The 17881-nt window shown below is 62.2% G+C and carries 14 protein-coding genes; 1 reads left to right on the forward strand and 13 read right to left on the reverse strand.

Annotation, left to right across the window (positions count from 1 at the left end):
- The 13 genes from M0H32_RS09095 to M0H32_RS09155 form a co-directional block, all read right to left on the reverse strand.
- Entirely contained in the window at positions 1 to 768 is a 768-nt protein-coding gene (locus tag M0H32_RS09095; RefSeq protein ID WP_248153263.1) for a heme ABC transporter permease, read from the reverse strand.
- Between the two features lie 82 nt (positions 769 to 850).
- On the reverse strand, positions 851 to 1522 hold the full coding sequence (gene ccmB, locus M0H32_RS09100) for a heme exporter protein CcmB (RefSeq protein WP_248153264.1): 672 nt from the start codon (positions 1520 to 1522) through the stop codon (positions 851 to 853).
- Complete coding sequence (ccmA, locus tag M0H32_RS09105; RefSeq protein ID WP_248153265.1) at positions 1519 to 2235, reverse strand: heme ABC exporter ATP-binding protein CcmA; 717 nt, start codon at positions 2233 to 2235, stop codon at positions 1519 to 1521. The genes ccmB and ccmA overlap by 4 nt, the downstream gene beginning before the upstream one ends.
- Positions 2236 to 2334: 99 nt before the next feature.
- Positions 2335 to 3117 (reverse strand): hypothetical protein, encoded by a 783-nt coding sequence (locus M0H32_RS09110; protein WP_248153266.1) that lies wholly within the window; start codon positions 3115 to 3117, stop codon positions 2335 to 2337.
- 207 nt (positions 3118 to 3324) lie between these two features.
- Positions 3325 to 4182, reverse strand: coding sequence for a hypothetical protein (locus M0H32_RS09115; protein WP_248153267.1), 858 nt, complete (start codon positions 4180 to 4182; stop codon positions 3325 to 3327).
- A 108-nt stretch (positions 4183 to 4290) separates the two neighbouring features.
- Positions 4291 to 5067, reverse strand: a complete 777-nt coding sequence (locus M0H32_RS09120) for a DUF7847 domain-containing protein (RefSeq protein WP_248153268.1) — start codon at positions 5065 to 5067, stop codon at positions 4291 to 4293.
- Positions 5068 to 5259: 192 nt separating this feature from the next.
- Positions 5260 to 6180, reverse strand: a complete 921-nt coding sequence (locus M0H32_RS09125) for an RDD family protein (RefSeq protein WP_248153269.1) — start codon at positions 6178 to 6180, stop codon at positions 5260 to 5262.
- Positions 6180 to 7178 carry a stage II sporulation protein M gene (locus M0H32_RS09130; protein ID WP_248153270.1) on the reverse strand — a complete coding sequence of 333 codons (999 nt, stop codon included), beginning with the start codon at positions 7176 to 7178 and terminating at the stop codon, positions 6180 to 6182. The genes M0H32_RS09125 and M0H32_RS09130 overlap by 1 nt, the downstream gene beginning before the upstream one ends.
- A complete protein-coding gene (locus M0H32_RS09135; RefSeq protein WP_248153271.1) occupies positions 7178 to 8455 on the reverse strand; it encodes a DUF58 domain-containing protein in 1278 nt (425 codons plus the stop codon). Before M0H32_RS09135 ends, M0H32_RS09130 begins: the two co-directional genes overlap by 1 nt.
- 17 nt (positions 8456 to 8472) lie before the next feature.
- The gene (locus tag M0H32_RS09140) at positions 8473 to 9429 is read right to left on the reverse strand and encodes an AAA family ATPase (protein WP_248153272.1); all 957 of its coding nucleotides are present in this window, start codon (positions 9427 to 9429) and stop codon (positions 8473 to 8475) included.
- Entirely contained in the window at positions 9419 to 10744 is a 1326-nt protein-coding gene (locus tag M0H32_RS09145) for a hypothetical protein (RefSeq protein WP_248153273.1), read from the reverse strand. Before M0H32_RS09145 ends, M0H32_RS09140 begins: the two co-directional genes overlap by 11 nt.
- The gene (locus M0H32_RS09150) at positions 10741 to 11466 is read right to left on the reverse strand and encodes a DUF4129 domain-containing protein (protein ID WP_248153274.1); all 726 of its coding nucleotides are present in this window, start codon (positions 11464 to 11466) and stop codon (positions 10741 to 10743) included. Before M0H32_RS09150 ends, M0H32_RS09145 begins: the two co-directional genes overlap by 4 nt.
- Positions 11467 to 11946: 480 nt before the next feature.
- Positions 11947 to 14739 carry a bifunctional aconitate hydratase 2/2-methylisocitrate dehydratase gene (locus tag M0H32_RS09155; protein WP_248153275.1) on the reverse strand — a complete coding sequence of 931 codons (2793 nt, stop codon included), beginning with the start codon at positions 14737 to 14739 and terminating at the stop codon, positions 11947 to 11949.
- 454 nt (positions 14740 to 15193) lie between these two features.
- Here M0H32_RS09155 and acnA point away from each other — a divergent pair, with 454 nt between their 5' ends.
- A complete protein-coding gene (acnA, locus tag M0H32_RS09160; RefSeq protein WP_248153276.1) occupies positions 15194 to 17869 on the forward strand; it encodes an aconitate hydratase AcnA in 2676 nt (891 codons plus the stop codon).
- Positions 17870 to 17881: the final 12 nt, after the last annotated feature.

Below are 17881 nucleotides of genomic sequence, written 5' to 3' on the forward strand. Positions count from 1 at the left end.
TTACTCCGCGGGCTGGGCGGTGGCCGCCGCCGTGCCCGGCTGGGCGGCGCTGGCGGCGCGCAGGCGCATGGCGCGCACCCGCCGGCGCAGGATTTCATTGCGCATGGCCATCAGGTGCAAAACGAAGAACAGCAGCGTGAAGGCCACCGCCATCACCAGTAGCGGCCACAGGATGTCCGGGTGAATTGTGGGGCCGTCCATGCGGATGACGCTGGCCGGCTGGTGCAAGGTGTTCCACCAGTCGACCGAAAACTTGATCACCGGCAGGTTGAGCGCGCCGACCAAGGTGAGGATCGCGGCGGCCTTGCCGGCCTTGATCGGGTCTTCCATGGTCCGCCACAGCGTCATCAGGCCGAGATACATGATCAGCAGCACGAGCACGGAGGTCAGCCGGGCGTCCCAGACCCAGTAAGTGCCCCACATGGGTTTGCCCCAGAGCGAGCCTGTGACCAGGGCCATGAAGGTGAAGGCGGCGCCGATCGGAGCGGCGCATTTGGCCGAAACATCGGCCAGCGGATGTTTCCACACCAGGGTGCCGAGCGAGGAAACCGCCATGATGGAATAACACATCATGCTCAGCCAGGCCGCGGGCACATGGATATACATGATCCGCACGGTGTCGCCCTGCTGATAGTCATCCGGCGCCACGAAGAAGCTCATATAGAGACCGGCCGCGAAGGCGAGGACGCACAGGCCCGTCAGCCAGGGCAGCACAATCTGCACCAGCCTCAGGAAACGCGTCGGGTTTGCATAATCCCAGATTGCCATGGAACCGTTCTAATCTAGAGCCGCGTCCGCATCAATGGACCAGTCTGCCGCAGCTCCGCATTGCGTTTGGTCAAGCGCCTCGTCAGTCTGCGGAAAACCGCAGGGCCATCGCCGCGGCGACCGGCCCGACCACGGCGGCAATCAGGCTGAGGGCGGTGAGGATCAGGAACGGCGTCAGAAACGGCACCGGGTCGTGGATGGCAGCGTCCGCGGCGCTGACGCCGAAAATGAGGACGGGGATCGCCAAGGGGATCACGAGAACGGCAAGCAGAAGACCACCGCGGCGCAGCGACACGGTCAGCGCGGCGCCGATGGCGCCGATCAGGGTCAGGGCCGGCGTGCCGACGAGCAGGGTCAGAGTGACGGCGCCCATGGCGACCGGGTCCAGGTTGAGAAAGATGCCGAGCAGCGGCGCGGCGACCACCAGTGGCAGGCCGGTCGCGACCCAATGGGCCAGGCATTTGATCAACACCACCAGCTCCAGCGGCCGGCCGGCCATCAGCATCAGGTCGAGGGTGCCGTCCTCGCGGTCCGCCTGGAACAGCCGGTCGAGGCCGAGCAGGGTCGCCAGCAGGGCGCCGATCCACAGGATCGCCGGTCCGATGCGAGCGAGGAGGTTCAGGTCCGGACCGACCCCGAACGGAATGACCGTGACGACGGCCAGGAAAAACAGCACGCCGACCAGCGCGCTGCCGCCGATACGCACGGACAGGCGCAGGTCCCGGTTGAACAGCGCAACGCCCCAGGAACTCATGCGTCAAGCTCCTCTGTCAGCGTGCGGACAGGCTCCGCGGCGCGCAAATGCAGCACTCTTGTGTTGGAGAGCGCGAGCTCGGTATGGGTCGCGGTGACGATCATGCCGCCGGAGCCAAGATGATCGTTCATCAGGCCAAGCAATTGGGCCTCCGACGCGGTGTCGAGCGCGGAGGTGGGTTCATCCATCAGCCACACGGGACGAGGGGTGACAAGAAGCCTGGCAAGCGCGAGCCGGCGGGTCTGGCCGGCGGAAAGATAGCCGGCCGGCAATTGCGCGGTGTGGCCGATGCCCAATGTGGCAAGCGCTTCTTCCGGCGGAACGGCGGCGCCGGCAAAGGCGTCGATCCGGACCGAGGCTATAAAGCTCTGCCAGAAAACCAGGTTTTCCAGCGCCGTCAGCGCCGGTTTGACCGCGTTCTGGTGACCGAAATAATGCGCGTATTCGGCAAGCGGTCTGTCGTCCTCGCCGCCCTCCACATGCATTGCGCCGCCCGCCAGCGACACCAGACCCGCCAGCGTGCGCAGCAGCGAGGATTTGCCGATGCCGTTCGCGCCGGTGACCACCAGCGCCGTACCGCTTTCCAGCGTGAAGGACAGATCCTGGAACACCCGGCGGCCGCCGCGGTCAATGGTCAGGTTTTCGGCAATGAGTTTCAGCGGGCTGCTCCGGCGGATGATGGATGGTGCCTTGTTAGTCGGCAGCTCAGTCATGACGCAAGAAAAAATCCCCGCCTTGATCTTCGTCAGGGATCAGGGCGGGGATCAATGGCGGTGAGGCGGCCCGGCCTGGCTGGGGCCGCCGAACCCGGGTCAGTCGAAGACAGCCGCGATCTGGTCGACGCTGACACCTTCCTTGATTTCACGCAGACGCGCATAGATCAGGGCAACCATGATACTGCCGAGACCGGCACCGATCGTGGACAGGGCGGCGGACAGGATGACGTCAACAATCACGCTGCCGACCAGGGCGGAAATCACACCAATGATCAGGCCGGCGACCATGTTGATGACGATCGAGATGATGATGATCAGCACAAAGGCGCCGACAATCGGCCAGCGGTATTCCTTGGTCAGCGCGGCGCTGCGGCCAAGACCGCCGAAGCCGGCCTTTTCGATGACGACGGCCGGGGCCATGACCGCGAAGACGGCGTAGATCCAGAGACCAGGGACAATGAGCAGCGCAAAGCCGATCATGAACAGAACGCCGGCCACGAGGCTGAGGACAACGATCGGCAGGACCGAGGAAAAGGCCGGCCCGATATATCTGCCGATCTGGATCGACCGGCCCAGCTTGGCATCGTAGGCCAGCTGCACCAGAAGCGCGGTTGTGACGGCATAGACGACAAATTGGATAATGACTGCAAAAAGGATGGCGAAAGCGCTGCCGGCGCCTCCGGACAGGTCCGGTTCCGCCGTGCCGGACATTGCGCCGAAACCTATCAGCAGGCCGGAAATCACCAGGCCGATCACCGCGGGGCCGAAGGCGATCAGGACGACCTGAAAGAACTTGCCGAAAAGGATCGAGAAGCTTTCGCCGATGATCGAACCGATTCCAAGAGGGGCGTTTGGCTGGCCCGCAGACACATCAGTCATTCGATTACTCCGTTTCGTCTAATAATAATCGTAAATGGGGAGTTTGATTTTCTGTTTTCGTTGGCCTGGAAGGGCAAAGTCTTTTTCTTTGGCGGCTACACCATAAGTCTAATGGAAGGCGGCCTCAAGCAGGAGGGTTTATCTTGTGTCGCCTCCTGACACATCGACGTATGCAATGATGTCATTCGGTATCTGCGGACGTCTTCGTCAGTCAAAGACGGCGGCGATCTGATCGATGCTGATACCTTCCTTGATCTCGCGCAGACGGGCGTAGATCAGGGTCACGGCGATGACAAGAATGCTGGTCCCTGCGGTTGACAGAAGGCCGAAGAGAAGAGCGCCGAGCAGACCTCCGGATGCCATGGTAAAAACCATGATCACGGCTCCCAGGATGACGTAGAACAGGGCGATGAGGACACAGGTCAACGCCAGCGTTCCAGCGATCGGCCAGCGGTAGTCCCTTGTCAATTCAAAGCTGCGCCCAAGCCCGCGCAGGCCGGCTTGCTCGAAGAGGACGGCTGGCGCACAGACCGAAAACGCGGCAAGCACCCAGAGCACAAAGCCGATTTGGAAGGGAACACCGACAAGCATCAGGTAGGGGGATGCGGCACTGAGCAGGAAAAGGAGCATCTGCGCGACGAACAGAATCAAGGAGATTGCAATACTCAGCGCGAGAATTGCAGGCACGGACCGGACGGCGGGGCGCAGATACGCCCGCACTCTGACCCGGCGGCCGAGCTGCTCGTCATAGGTGAGCTGGATAACAAGTGCCGTGGAAAACGTGTAGACGCAAAGCAGCAGAAGTCCCATCACCAGTGATGAGATCACCTGACCGGTACCAAGGGGATCGCTGCTATCCGCCAGAAGTCCAAGCAACAGACCTGGAAGCACTTGACCGACAATCATCGGCACCAGGCCAATCAGGCAAATCATGACAATGTGGCTGAAGAAGACGGCGAAGGTGTCGGAGATCAGTGCGCCAACGCCAAGGGATTGTTTCGGTTGGGTTGCAGGGATGGCTGGAAGAGGGCCAGAAGCTTGGGTTGATGTCTGATTGTCGTGCAAAGACGTTTTCCAAAAATCTCAAAATGTGTTTCAGGCGAGCAGCAAGCCGATATGAACAGGCTGCAACGTTCGGGTTTTTCCTCCACGGCTTTCAAAATATCAAGGGTGTCAGTCAAAGACGGCGGCGATCTGATCGACGCCGACACCTTCCTTGATCTCGCGCAGGCGCGCGTACAGCAGCGAAATGAAGATGCTGACCAGGCTCGACCCGATTGCGGAGATGGCGGCAAAGAGAAGGACGGGCAAGGCCAGGCCATTGGACAGGCCGATCAGGCTGACCAGGAAAAACGCGACCGCGAAAATGAGTGCCATGTAGACGAATATCGGGATCAGCGCCCCCAGGATTGGCCAGCGGTATTCCCGGGTCAGCTCGGCGCTGCGCCCCAGGCCGCCAAAACCGACACCCTCGATCACAACGGCCGGTTCCATGACGGAAAACACCGCATAGACCCAAAGGCCCGGGATGATCAGTGCAATCGCGGCGATGCCAACCATCAGGCCAACGGCAAAACTGAGAATCATGATCGGGACAATCGCCCGCAAGGCCGGGCCGATGTAACGGCCGAAACGCATCGGCCGCTTAAGCTTGGCATCATAGGCCAGCTGCACCAGGAAGGCGGTCGTGACGGAATAGACCACCGTGTCGACGAGCGACGTGAGCAGTTGCATTCCCGGAGGCGCTGCATCGGTGGCCACAGTGTCTTCAAAGCCGATCACGGCCTCGAAACCGACCAGGGATCCCGAAACCAGCAGACCGATCAGGGTCGGTACAAAACTGATCAGCACCACGGGAAGGAAGTTGCGGAACAGAATGGAAAAACTTTCGCCGATCAGCACTCCGATCCCGAGAGGGATGCGAGGAGGGTTATCCGCCGTCTCCGTCATGGTGTCCGCTCCGCTAGTGTGGTGAATTTGAAATTCGCCTCATTGAGGCGGCATCTTCCGTAGCGAATTTCAAATTCGAAAACCACACTAGAAACTTAGTCTTGTTAGTCACCTTTTTGAATCTGAAGTTCGTTCTGAGCTTGCTGAAAAATGAGACGAACTTCAGATTCAGGTGACTAGCCTGAAACGCCGCTATGCCTCTTCCGAGGATTGAGCATAGTGCTTGTTCTCGCGCTTGTCGCCGAACAGTTGGCGCTGTTCCAGGTGTTTGCGCTGAGCGTTGTAGAAGGCCCTGAGGAACCGTAGCCGGTCGGCGGGCGGGACCGGGTCCGCATAGCCGATCTTCTTGCGGATCTTTTCCACGATGGCCTCGATCGTTGCCTGCTGCTGCTTTGCGGCGGCCGGGCTCGTGATCTTGTCCTGGCTGCGCAAGAGCGATTCCAGCGTCTGCAGCTCGAACGCACCATAGTGGTCGAGCTGGTGGGCGAGGAAGATGATTTTCTTTGCGTTCTGTGCCGGCAGTGGCGCTTCGCTGGCCAGATCCTTCAACAGCACAGGCACCGGGAGATGGATCACATGTGTGCCGGCCATCATGTCGCCGAGGCGGCGCCGGTAGCGGTTGAACACCGGGATCAGAAGCGCCATCAGGATCCAGCCAAGCGAGATCAGCGATTCCGCAGGCGTTGCCGCGTTCAGCGTCAGGAGCAGTGTTCCCGGCAGGAAGACCTCCGCCTCCTTCATCATGTTGCGCAGAACAAGCGCATGGGCAGTCAGCGGGCCGCCGTCATGGGAAACAACCTTGATCTTCATCAGGCGCTTGCCGAGCGTTTGGCCGTTCCAGGCGAGTTCCGCGCAGATGTAATAGGGAACGCGGATCAGGAAGAACAGCAGCGCTCCGACGGCGACGATGGTCTGCGGGCTGGTCAGGTTGATCACCAGAAGCAGGATCAGCAGGCAGATCGCCGCGATGGAGGTGATGACGATGTCGGTGATCTGGGCGGCCAGACGCACGCCGACACCGGCGATCGGCAGCGTCAGCGGCACGCCTTCCGGCGGCATCAGCGTGTCTGGGGAGGGCCGCGCCCCGCGTTTTTCTCTCCAGCGGCGCAGCATCACGTCCGCTCCCGTCCGGCCAGGGTGAACCAGGCCAGCCAGAGCGCGCCGATGCCCCAGCCAAGTATGAGGCGTGTGCCGGTGTCATTGACCAGCTGGCGGGCGAAGCCTTCCAGGAGAGCGGCGGCCACCAGCATGATCGCGGCCACCAGTGCCAGCTTGACCGCGTCCCGGCCGGCATGCCGCAGCGCCTCCGCACGCGTCCGGTCTCCGGGAAAGAGCAGCGCGGCTCCGAGTTGCAAGCCGCCGCCGCAGGCGATGCAGATGGCGCTGAGTTCGGTGACACCATGGACGGAGAGCCAGCCGGCGATGTCGGGACCGAGTCCGCGATCGATGTGGACCGCGACAAAGGCGCCGAGCATCAGGCCGTTGTAGAAAGTGAGCAGGATCGCCGGGGCGCAGGCAAAGACTCCGAGGCCGAAGACGAAAATCGCAATCCTGGTGTTGTGCGAGAAGAGATAAGTGGCGAAAGCGCCCAGGCCGCTGGTGCCGGTATCATGCCCATAGATCGAATCGAGCAGCGACTCTGTGGTGGCGTCCGGTCCTCTTCCGCCCGACAGTTCCTCGGGCATGAACACATAAAACCAGTCATTGTTTTCGAAATAGAGCAGGTAACCGGCAAAGGCGCCGAGGGCCATGCACAGGAAACCAAGCAGGATATAGAGCCAGGAGCGGCGCATGGCCTGTGGCGCGCTTTTGGTAAAGAACCGCTCGATCAGGCCGCCAAGCCGTTGCTGAGGCGCATAGACACAGAGATAGGCGCGGGCGGTGAGAGCTTCCAGATAGCCGAGCAGCGCCTTGTCGAGCGAAATCTCCCGCGCGATTGCCAGCGACGTGGTGGCCTGGCGGTAGAGGGAGGCGAGGTCCCGGGTTTCGGCGAATTCCATGTGCTGCAAGCCGCGGTTTTCGGCAGCCAGCACCAGCTGTTCGAGTCGCTGCCAGTCGGCTTCGCGCTCTTTTCGGAACCTCGCGGACCGGATCAGCTCATCGCCATTCATCAGATCAGCTCCCGTGCTTTGATCTCAAGATAGGCCGAAATGAGCCGCGCCGTGATCGCATTCGGCTTGGCATCGACAATGGTGACGCCCATACGGCTGAGCCGCTCGAACACCAGGCGGCGTTCGTTGATCGCCTGATTGGCGGCAACCAGCGCCGCGGCCCCGTCGAGATCGTCCGGAGCGGTTTCCACCATGCTTTCCAGGTCCGGATCGCGGATGGCGACGAAGATCAGCAAATGGCGCTTGGCCAGGATGCCGATATTCTCGACCAGCAATTCGGCCGAGGTGGTGTCGACAAAATCGGTGAAAATGATGATCAGGCTGCGCTTGGGCGTGCGCGCGTTGAGTTCGGTCAGGGCAAGCGTGTGGTTGGTTTCGCGGCTGACATAGTCGAGCTCCGCGGTCCAGCTGCGCAGGCGCGAGAAGGCGATCCGGCCGGGAGCGGGCGCGGAAAAGGTGCGCGGCTTGACGTCATAGGAATAGTGGCCGACGAGGTCGCCGCCGATCGACGCCGCCCAGGCGGTGGCGAGCGCCGCGGTGACCGCGTGATCGATCTTCGGCAGGCCGCCGATTTCCTCGCGCATCAGGTAGCCATTGTCGAGCGCGACGATGACGTGGTGATTGCGCTCGGCTCGGAGCTCCTTGGCCACCAGCGAGCGGCGGCGGGCGGAGCGTTTCCAGTCGATGGTCTTGATGTCCATGCCGGGTACGAAATCGCGCAACTGCTGAAATTCAGAGCCCTCGCCGATGGCGCGGTTTTCCTTGACGCCGTAGAGCGTGGACATGACCGTGGTGGTGATCTGCCCGGACTGAACCAGGCGGATGTTCGGAATAATGCGAACCTCCGCACCGACAGACAGGCTCGGAACGAATTCCAAGAGGTCGAGCCGCGACTGCCAGCGCAGCCAGAGACGGTCGAGGTGCCAGACACCCCGGCGCACCGCGCGACAGGGGACGACAGCCGTGGCAGTGCCGTCCGTTCCGGTGTCAAAGCCGAATTCGCCACCGCCGCTCAGACCCTTGGGCCAGTCCAGTTTGGCGCTGAGGTCCGCGGGCGCGCCGCTGATCCGGAAGCGCAGTTTCGCGGGTTCGCCGACAAAGACCTCCGCCGGGGTTTCGACATCGAGCGCTTTCGGGCGGCGGAACGAGAGGGCGAGATCGGCGATCACCAGCAGCCCGAGAATGACCCAGGGCAGCCAGCCGATGTCGCGCGCGGCACCGCCGGTCCCGACCGCGATCACCGACAGGACGAGCGCGGCCGCTCCACAAACAAGCAATCTTTTTGACGGCCGGATCAGCGGGGAGCCTCGATCTGGTTGAGTATGTTTTCCAGGACCTGTTCCGGGCTGCGGCCTTCGATTTCCGCGGCCGGGCCCAGAACGATGCGGTGCCGCAGCGCGGGGACGAACAGCCGTTTGACGTCGTCCGGAATGGCGAAGTCACGGCCGTTGAGCGCGGCGGTTGCCCGTGCCGCGCTCGCCAGGGCATCGGCGGCGCGGGTCGAGGCGCCGAAGGCGATTTCCGAGCTTTCGCGGGTCGCCCGGATCAGGCGCAGGATATAAGCGAGAATGTCGTCCTTCAGGATGATGCTGTCCACGAGGCTGCGCGTTTCGGCAAGCGTCGCCGCATCGAGAACCTTGGACAGCGCTTCGGTTTCCAGGCCGGCTTCCAGCGGCTCGGCGGCATGCTGGCGCAGGATCGCCATTTCGATTTCTTCAGGCGGAAAATCGATGACCAGCTTGAACAGGAACCGGTCGAGCTGGGCCTCGGGCAAGGGATAAGTGCCCTGCTGCTCGATCGGGTTCTGGGTGGCGATCACGATGAATTCGCGGCCGAGAGAATGGTCGGTGCCGTCGATGCTGACCTTGCGCTCGCTCATGGCCTGCAGCAGGGCTGCCTGCGTCTTGGGCGGTGCGCGGTTGATCTCGTCTGCCAGCAGAACCTGGGAAAAGACCGGGCCCTTGGTCAGCACGAAGGCGTTGGTGCGGAAATCGAAGATCGAGGTGCCGAGCACGTCGCCGGGCATCAAGTCCGGGGTGAATTGAATTCGTCCGAAATCGAGCGCCATCGAGGCTGCGAAGCTGCGCGCCAGCAAGGTTTTCGCAGTGCCGGGAGGGCCTTCCAGGAGAACGTGGCCGCGGGCGAACAGCGCGACCAGCATCAGGTCGATAACCTCGTCCTGACCGAGCACCGTTCGGCCGATCTCGGCCCTCAGGGCCTCCGTGCGTTCCCGCAGAGCGTCAAGCGTCATGGGTGATTTGCTCCAAAACCTGTTCCAGTTGGTCGATTTGCCTGATGGCGTCGCTCGCCGGCAGGCGCGCCGGCAGCTTGTGAATGGTGTCCAGCACGGCGTGCAGCCGGGACGCCAGCGCCGGGTGCCGGCGCTCGGTATAGGTCAGGAAGGCCTGCTCGCCGGCATAATGGCGGGCATGGGCCGGTCCGAACAGCTGGGACGCGGTCGCCGCCAGGCGCGCGGCGGCATAGTCGCGCGCCAGGGCGCCGTCCTGGCCGGACAGGCGCAGCAGCCGGGCGCGGGCCTGCACCGCGATGTCCTTGCCGGCGCCGGGGCCCGAGGTTTCCGGCCGGATGGGGCCGTATCTGAGCGCCGCCCGCCACAAAAACAGGGCCAGAAGCAGTGCCGCACCCGCCCAGAGCGCCAGGAACGGCGGTCCGAAGAAACGGGCCAGATCGTCCCAGGTGCGTTCACGCTCGGGCTCGACATAGGGGTCGCGTAACCAGACATCGCTGCTGTAGTCGATCACGATGTTGGCGTCACCGGCCCGGTCTTCCAGAAGGTCCAGCGCAATCCGGGCGTTTTCGCCGAGGCGCAGGCCGTGATTGTTGAGCAGATCCGGGTCGGACAGAACGAGAATGGTCTGCCCCGGCTCGTCGTCGCCGGTGCCGGCAAGCGGACATTCCGCGAGCAGCATGGCGTCCGGGCGACCGATCACCGGCGTGCAGTTTTCATCGCTGATCATCTGCGCGGCGTAAATCCGGGCCGTCATGCTCTGGCCGTCGCCGGCGCGGTAGCGAAAATCCGTGAAGGGGGAGCGGGCGGGGACCAGCTCAATGTCGCCGTCGCCGGTGAGTTTGCGCAGGGTCGCCGTCAGGCGACCACGTTCAACCCCCAGAACCGGGTGGGCGAGACCGGTCAGGCGCATGCCGGAGCGCCATTTGGGCAGGACAACCAGTGTCGGAACCCGGCGAGCCTTTTTCTGGATTACGGACGAAGTCAGGTCGAATTCGTCCTGTTGAAAGAGCAGCTCTTCCGGTGTGGTCGGGCGCGTGCGGGGCTCGTCGAGCGCACTGTCATAGACGGGTATGACAAGCAAGCCGACCGTGGTCTCGTCGATCAGCCAGCCGCCGGTGAAATTCTGCGCGCTGGCGCCGTTGGCGGTCAGCCATATCTGCAGGCCGTCCAGCCCGCTGGGCGAGCGGCGCAGCGACTGCTGCTGCTGTGACATGACATACCAGATTGCACCGAGCATGATCACGACAATCGCGCCGATGATCACCATTTCGATACGGGGACCCTGAGGTGCGCGCGCGCTGCTGGTGTCGGTCATCGTGCGCCTGCTCCAAGCAGTGGCCGGCAGCCGTCCAGATGGCCGCGGAATTCGTCTTCGGTGACATCGCGGCCGCCGAACTGAACCCGTTCGCTGGCCAGGACCAGCTCGCGCAGGCGGTCGAGATGGCTTTGGCTGGCCGGCAGATGCCTGAGGGCGTCGCGGGCGGTCCAGCTGCGCTGCATCAGGATGCCGTTGGCGCTCACCGTTGCGGCCAGGGCCTTGCGCATGAGCTGGATCAGCGCCAGGCGGCGGTCGCTCATGCGCAGGATGTCTTCCAAGGAGCCGGTCTTGGTCGCCCAGGCGGGGGCTTCGACCGGACCGCGCGGCCGGTTCCTGCCTTCATTTCCGGCCTCCCGCTTCAGCGACACGGCCATGGAACCGCCATAGCGCAAGAACACATAGGCGATGGCGCCGAGGATCAGCGCCATGATGATGCCAGTGGTCCAGCGCGTGGTGTTGGAGGCGTCGTCCCAGGACCATTCGCCACGCTTGCCGGATGCGCCCTCATCGGCGGAGGGTTTGGTCGGCTGCTGGTCGGTTTTCAGCTCCGGCGCGGGCGCGGTCGGGTCGAAATAGGCCGCATCCGTGTCGATCCGCCGGAAGCGCAGCGATTTCAGGTAGTCCTCGCCCGACGCTCCGATCTCGACAGGTTCGCGCACAGCCTCCTGCGCCATGGCTTGGGGCAGAGGGGAAATCAGGATCAAAAGAACAAAAAACATCCAAAAACGGCACATGACCGTTTCTTACTTGCTTGCCTATAGGGGCGCAATAGACAGCTGCTGACAGGGCAATTTCTAAAAGGTCTTCATTCCGGCGGTACAAGAGGCCGTTCCTTCGCGACGGGCCTGATGGCCCTCCTCAGGATGACGTTTGTTTTGCGGCGAGCGCGCGATTGCCTGGGTGTGTGGCCGATCCTTCGAGACGGACCTTGCGGTCCTCCTCAGGATGACGCTTCTTGTTGAAGCAAATGCCCGTCGGCCACACCCGCAGTCGTCATCCTGAGGAAGCGCGTTAGCGCTGTCTCGAAGGATCCGCAACTTGCTCGAATGTGATGGAACTCAGCCTTCGAGGATCGGTAAAAACTCGGAAGCATTTGGAACTGCCCAAAAGAAAACGGCCGCCGAAACCGTCCCCGCCCTGGCTTTTCTGCCTTGGCGGAGGGGCATCGGCGGCCGTCGAAGGGCACGATTCGCCGGTTCTTAGAAGTGAACCGACTTGGCGTCGAGCGGCTTTTGCAGCGGCGGAGCGAACTTGGTCAGGTCGATCCCTTCCACGGCGGTCTTGTATTCCTCGATCGTCGGCGTGCGGCCGAGAATGGCGGACAGGACCACGACCGGCGTGGAGGCAAGCAGGGATTCACCCTTCTTCTCGGCGCTGTCTTCAACCACCCGGCCCTTGAAGAGGCGCGTGGAAGTGGCCAGCACGGTGTCGCCCTTGGCGGCCTTTTCCTGGTTGCCCATGCAAAGGTTACAGCCGGGGCGTTCCAGATAGAGAATGTTCTCGTAGTCGGTCCGGGCCGTCGCCTTCGGCGCGCTGTCGTCGAATTCGAAGCCGGAGTATTTTTCCAGCACTTCCCAGTCGCCTTCTTCCTTCAGCTCGTCGATGATGTTGTAGGTCGGCGCGGCGACCACCAATGGCGCCTTGAACTCGACCTTGCCGCTTGCGTTCTCAAGGTTTTTCAGCATCTGGGCGACGATCTTCATGTCGCCCTTGTGGACCATGCAGGAGCCGACAAAACCCAGGTCAACCTTCTTCTCGCCGCGGTAATAGGAGACCGGGCGGATGGTGTCGTGGGTGTAGCGCTTGGAGACGTCCTCGTTGTTGACGTCCGGGTCGGCGATCATCGGCTCGTCGATCAGGTCGAGATCGACAACGACTTCGGCGAAATATTTCGCGTTGTCATCCGGCGTCAGTGCGGGTTTCTCGCCGGAACGGATCTCGGCGATGCGCTTGTCAGCCTTGTCGATCAGGCCCTGCAGCACCTTGTTTGCATTGTCCATGCCCTTGTCGATCATGATCTGGATGCGGCTCTTGGCGATTTCCAGCGACTCGATCAGCGTGTCGTCGTTGGAAATGCAGATGGAGGCCTTGGCCTTCATTTCCGCGGTCCAGTCGGTGAAGGTGAAGGCCTGGTCGGCGAGCAGCGTGCCGATATGCACCTCGATGATGCGTCCCTGGAAGACGTTGTCGCCATGCTGCTTCAGCATCTGCGCCTGGGTCGCATGGACCACGTCGCGGAAGTCCATGTAATCCTTCATGGTGCCCTTGAAGGTCACCTTGACGGATTCGGGGATCGGCATGGTGGCTTCACCGGTCGCGAGCGCCAGGGCAACGGTGCCCGAATCCGCGCCGAAGGCAACGCCCTTGGACATGCGGGTGTGGCTGTCGCCGCCGATGATGATCGCCCAGTCGTCGACGGTGAGATCGTTCAGCACCTTGTGGATCACGTCCGTCAGGGGCGCATAGGCGTCCTTCGGGTCTCGCGCGGTGATCAGGCCGAAGCCGTTCATGAATTTCATCAGCTTGGGAATGTTGGCCTGTGCCTTCAGATCCCACACCGACGCCGTGTGACAGCCGGACTGGTAGGCGCCGTCGACAGTCGGGGAAATCACGGTCGCCGCCATGGCTTCCAGTTCCTGGGACGTCATCAGGCCGGTCGTGTCCTGGGAGCCGACGATGTTGACCTTGACACGGACGTCGGAGCCGGCATGCAGGACCTTGCCTTCGGTGACGCCGACGGCATTCTTGTTGAAAATCTTTTCAACGGCCGTCAGGCCCTGGCCTTCGTGGGAGACTTCCTTGGCCGGGGCGAAGACCGGTGGCAGGTCGATGCCGAGGGTCTCTGCGGCGAAGCTCTGCAGCTTCTTGCCGAAGACGATGGCATAGGAACTGCCGGCCTTCATGAACTCGACCTTCTGCGGCGTCAGGGCCGAGGAAACGTCGACCAGTTCTTCGTCGCCGGCTTCGTTCAGGAGTTTTTTCGTTTTCGTGTTGATGGTCAGCACGGTGCCGGTCTCGACCGAGTATTTCTGCTCCAGGACCGGGCTGTCGTCATTGTTCAGGATCGGCTTGCCGTCATCGCCCAGCTTCTTGACCCAGTTTTTCAGGTCGATGCCGATGCCGCCGGTGACGCCGACGGTGGTCAGGAAGATCGGCGAGATGCCGTTGGTGCCGGCGACCACCGGGGCAATATTGACGAACGGAACGTAGGGGCTGGCCGGCTTGCCGGTCCAAAGAGCGACGTTGTTGACGCCGGACATGCGCGAGGAACCGACGCCCATGGTGCCCTTTTCGGCGACCAGCATGACGCGCTTGTCCGGATGCTGCAGCTTAAGTGCCTCGATTTCCTTCTGGGCGCGTTCGGAAATCATGCACTTGCCGTGCAGCTCGCGGTCGGAGCGGGAATGGGCCTGGTTGCCCGGGGACAGCAGGTCGGTGGAAATGTCGCCTTCGGCGGCGACATAGGTGACGACCTTGATCTCTTCGTCGATGTCCGGAAGCTTGGTGAAGAACTCTGCCTGGGCATAGCTTTCCAGGACGTCCTTGGCGATCGCGTTGCCGGCCTCAAAGGCCGCCTTCAAACGGTCAGTGTCGGCGTCGTAGAGGAACACCTGGGTTTTGAGGACTTCGGCTGCGTTTTTCGCGATCGACTGATCGTCGCCGAGCGCCAGGTCGAGCAGGACTTCAACGGACGGGCCGCCCTTCATGTGGGACAGGAGTTCGAAGGCAAAGGCCGGGGTGATTTCCTCGACCTTGGCGGTGCCGAGAATGATCTCTTTCAGGAACTTCGCCTTCGCGCCGGCCGCGCTCGTGGTGCCGGGCAGCGTGTTATAGATAAAGAACTGGAGCGAATCCTGCCGGTGCTCGTTGCCCGTGTCCTTGATCTGGGCGACGATTTCCTCAACCAGCGCGGCGTCTTCGATCGGCTTGGGGTGCAGGCCCTGGCCTTTGCGCGTCTCGATCTCTTTAAGGTAGTCCTGGTACAAGCTCATGATGATCCCGGCGTCCTCGAGTTGGATGAAGCTTGATCACCGGGTCGCTGTCAGTCTGGCGAGCCGGGAGAAGCTGGCTGAGCGCGTTTTAGTTCAGTATACAATGGTATGCAATATCTTTCCGGCCTTTGAAGACAGGAACTTTTCCAGGGGCCGCGCGTTGGCCCACTATGACTCTGGCGGCTTGACTTTGACCCTAGCACGAGCCGGGCAGCCACCCTAACTATGTACCAGACAGCGCCGGCCTGTCTGGTGAAGAACGTCAAAGATTGCTATAGGTGCGGCGCACCAATTTGCGGTGGCGACAGGAGGGAGAGGCTCTCTATCGCATCCCCGCGAAAGGGCACCGGAGGGTGAAGCGTTTTAGCTTCGCCGCCGGTGCCTTCAGAGATGATGCCGGGCACCGGACGCGGCGCGCCGGAGCCCAAGGACAGATTTAAGGAGATCGCCCGTCGTGACCCAGTCCCTCGACAGCTTCAAGTGCAAAAAGACACTGACCGCAGGTGGCAAGAGCTACACCTATTTCTCGATCCCCGAAGCGGAAAAGAACGGCCTTGCCGGCGTGTCCAGACTGCCGTTCTCGCTGAAGGTAGTCCTGGAGAACCTGCTGCGCTTCGAAGACGGGCGCACGGTCACGAAGGAAGACATCGTTGCCTGCGCCGAATGGCTGAAGACGAAGACCTCGTCTCACGAAATCTCCTACCGCCCGGCCCGCGTGCTGATGCAGGATTTCACCGGCGTGCCCGCCGTTGTCGACCTGGCCGCCATGCGCGATGCGGCGGTCAAGCTCGGCGGCGATCCGGAAAAGGTCAATCCGCTGGTGCCGGTCGATCTCGTGATCGACCACTCGGTGATGATCGACTATTTCGGCACCAAGGACGCCTTCCGGCAGAATGTGGAGCTGGAATACGAGCGCAACCAGGAACGCTACGAGTTCCTGCGCTGGGGCCAGTCCGCCTTCAACAATTTCCGCGCCGTGCCGCCTGGCACCGGCATCTGCCACCAGGTGAACCTGGAATATCTGGCCCAGACCGTCTGGACCAAAGAGGAAGGCGGCGAAACGATTGCCTATCCGGACACGCTGGTCGGCACGGATTCGCACACCACCATGGTCAATGGCCTCGCCGTTCTGGGTTGGGGCGTTGGCGGCATCGAGGCGGAGGCCGCCATGCTCGGCCAGCCGATCTCCATGCTGATCCCGGAAGTCATCGGCTTCAAGCTGACCGGCAAGCTCAACGAAGGCATCACCGCGACCGACCTGGTGTTGCGCGTTGTTGAAATGCTGCGCCAGAAGGGCGTTGTCGGCAAGTTCGTTGAATTCTACGGCCCCGGCCTCGACAACCTGTCGCTGGAAGATGCCGCCACCATCGCCAACATGGCCCCGGAATATGGCGCGACCTGCGGCTTTTTCCCGGTCGACAACGAGACGCTGAAATACCTGGAGGCCACCGGCCGCGACAAGGACCGCGTGGCCCTGGTCGAGGAATATGCCAAGGCCCAGGGCATGTTCCGTTCGGGCGGAGAAGAGCCGGCATTCACCGACACGCTGGAACTCGACATTTCCACCGTCGTGCCGGCTATCTCCGGTCCGAAACGCCCGCAAGACCGCATCAATCTTTCGGACGCCGCTACCGGTTTTGCCAAAACCATGGCCGACGAATTCAAGAAGGCCGGGGAACTCGACAAGCGTGTCGCGGTCGAGGGCAAGGATTATGATCTTGGCAATGGAGACGTGGTCATCGCCGCGATCACGTCCTGCACCAACACTTCCAACCCGTCCGTGCTGATCGGGGCCGGTCTTGTGGCCCGCAACGCGCTCGAACGCGGCCTCACGGTGAAGCCGTGGGTGAAGACCTCGCTGGCTCCGGGCTCGCAGGTGGTCACCGACTACCTTGAAAAAGCCGGCTTGCAGGGAGATCTCGACGCACTTGGCTTCGACCTTGCCGGCTATGGCTGCACCACCTGTATCGGCAACTCGGGCCCGCTCGATCCGGCAATCTCCAAGGCGATCAGCGACAACGACCTGATCGCCTGCTCGGTGCTTTCCGGCAACCGCAATTTCGAGGGCCGGGTCAATCCGGACGTGCGCGCCAATTACCTGGCTTCGCCGCCCCTGGTAGTCGCCTATGCGCTCGCCGGCAACCTCAACATCAACATCGCCGAGGATCCTCTCGGAGAAGACAAGGACGGCAACCCGGTGTTCCTCAAGGACATCTGGCCGACCACGGAACAGATTACCGACCTGATCCGCTCCTCCATCAACGAGGAGATGTTCCGGACCCGCTATTCCGACGTCTTCAAGGGCGATGAGCACTGGCAGCAGATCAAGGTCGAGGGCGGGCTCACCTATTCCTGGCCGGTGTCCTCGACCTATGTCCGCAACCCGCCCTATTTCGAAGGCATGACCATGGAGCCGAAACCGCTCCAGGACATCGAGAACGCCGCCGTCATGGGTCTGTTCCTGGACAGTATCACCACCGACCACATTTCACCGGCAGGCTCGATCAAGCTGGACAGCCCGGCGGGCACATACCTCTCCGAGCACCAGGTCGCGCAGAAGGATTTCAATTCCTACGGTTCGCGCCGCGGCAACCACGAAGTCATGATGCGCGGCACCTTCGCCAACATCCGCATCAAGAACCAGATGGTTCCGGGCGTCGAGGGCGGCGTCACCATGAAGGACGGCAAGAAGGAATGGATCTACGACGCCTGCATGGAATACAAGGAAGCCGGCATTCCGCTGGTCGTCTTCGCCGGCAAGGAATACGGCACCGGCTCTTCCCGTGACTGGGCCGCCAAGGGTACCAATCTTCTGGGCGTGCGCGCCGTGATCGCCCAATCCTTCGAGCGCATCCACCGGTCCAACCTTGTTGGCATGGGCGTCATCCCGCTGACCTTCAAAGACGGCGAGAGCTGGCAGTCGCACGGTATCACCGGCAAGGAACGGGTGACCATCAAGGGCATCGCGGATATCAAGCCGCGCCAGATGATGGACGTGGAGGTCACCTACGAGGACGGCACCACAAAAACCATCGAATGTCTCTGCCGCGTCGATACCGAGGACGAGCTGGAATACATCAAGGCCGGCGGCATCCTGCACTATGTGCTTCGGAACCTGGTGACGGGCTGAAGGGTGGCATTT

The organism is Roseibium sediminicola, from assembly GCF_023156505.1.
Lineage (GTDB): Bacteria > Pseudomonadota > Alphaproteobacteria > Rhizobiales > Stappiaceae > Roseibium > Roseibium sediminicola.

What these genes read in the sequence shown, in the direction of transcription:
- M0H32_RS09095 (WP_248153263.1), bottom strand. Translation starts at nt 768, where the DNA reads ATGGCAATCTGGGATTATGCAAACCCGACGCGTTTCCTGAGGCTGGTG.
- ccmB (WP_248153264.1), bottom strand. Translation starts at nt 1,522, where the DNA reads ATGAGTTCCTGGGGCGTTGCGCTGTTCAACCGGGACCTGCGCCTGTCC.
- ccmA (WP_248153265.1), bottom strand. Translation starts at nt 2,235, where the DNA reads ATGACTGAGCTGCCGACTAACAAGGCACCATCCATCATCCGCCGGAGC.
- M0H32_RS09110 (WP_248153266.1), bottom strand. Translation starts at nt 3,117, where the DNA reads ATGACTGATGTGTCTGCGGGCCAGCCAAACGCCCCTCTTGGAATCGGT.
- M0H32_RS09120 (WP_248153268.1), bottom strand. Translation starts at nt 5,067, where the DNA reads ATGACGGAGACGGCGGATAACCCTCCTCGCATCCCTCTCGGGATCGGA.
- M0H32_RS09125 (WP_248153269.1), bottom strand. Translation starts at nt 6,180, where the DNA reads ATGCTGCGCCGCTGGAGAGAAAAACGCGGGGCGCGGCCCTCCCCAGAC.
- M0H32_RS09130 (WP_248153270.1), bottom strand. Translation starts at nt 7,178, where the DNA reads ATGAATGGCGATGAGCTGATCCGGTCCGCGAGGTTCCGAAAAGAGCGC.
- M0H32_RS09140 (WP_248153272.1), bottom strand. Translation starts at nt 9,429, where the DNA reads ATGACGCTTGACGCTCTGCGGGAACGCACGGAGGCCCTGAGGGCCGAG.
- M0H32_RS09145 (WP_248153273.1), bottom strand. Translation starts at nt 10,744, where the DNA reads ATGACCGACACCAGCAGCGCGCGCGCACCTCAGGGTCCCCGTATCGAA.
- M0H32_RS09150 (WP_248153274.1), bottom strand. Translation starts at nt 11,466, where the DNA reads ATGTTTTTTGTTCTTTTGATCCTGATTTCCCCTCTGCCCCAAGCCATG.
- M0H32_RS09155 (WP_248153275.1), bottom strand. Translation starts at nt 14,739, where the DNA reads ATGAGCTTGTACCAGGACTACCTTAAAGAGATCGAGACGCGCAAAGGC.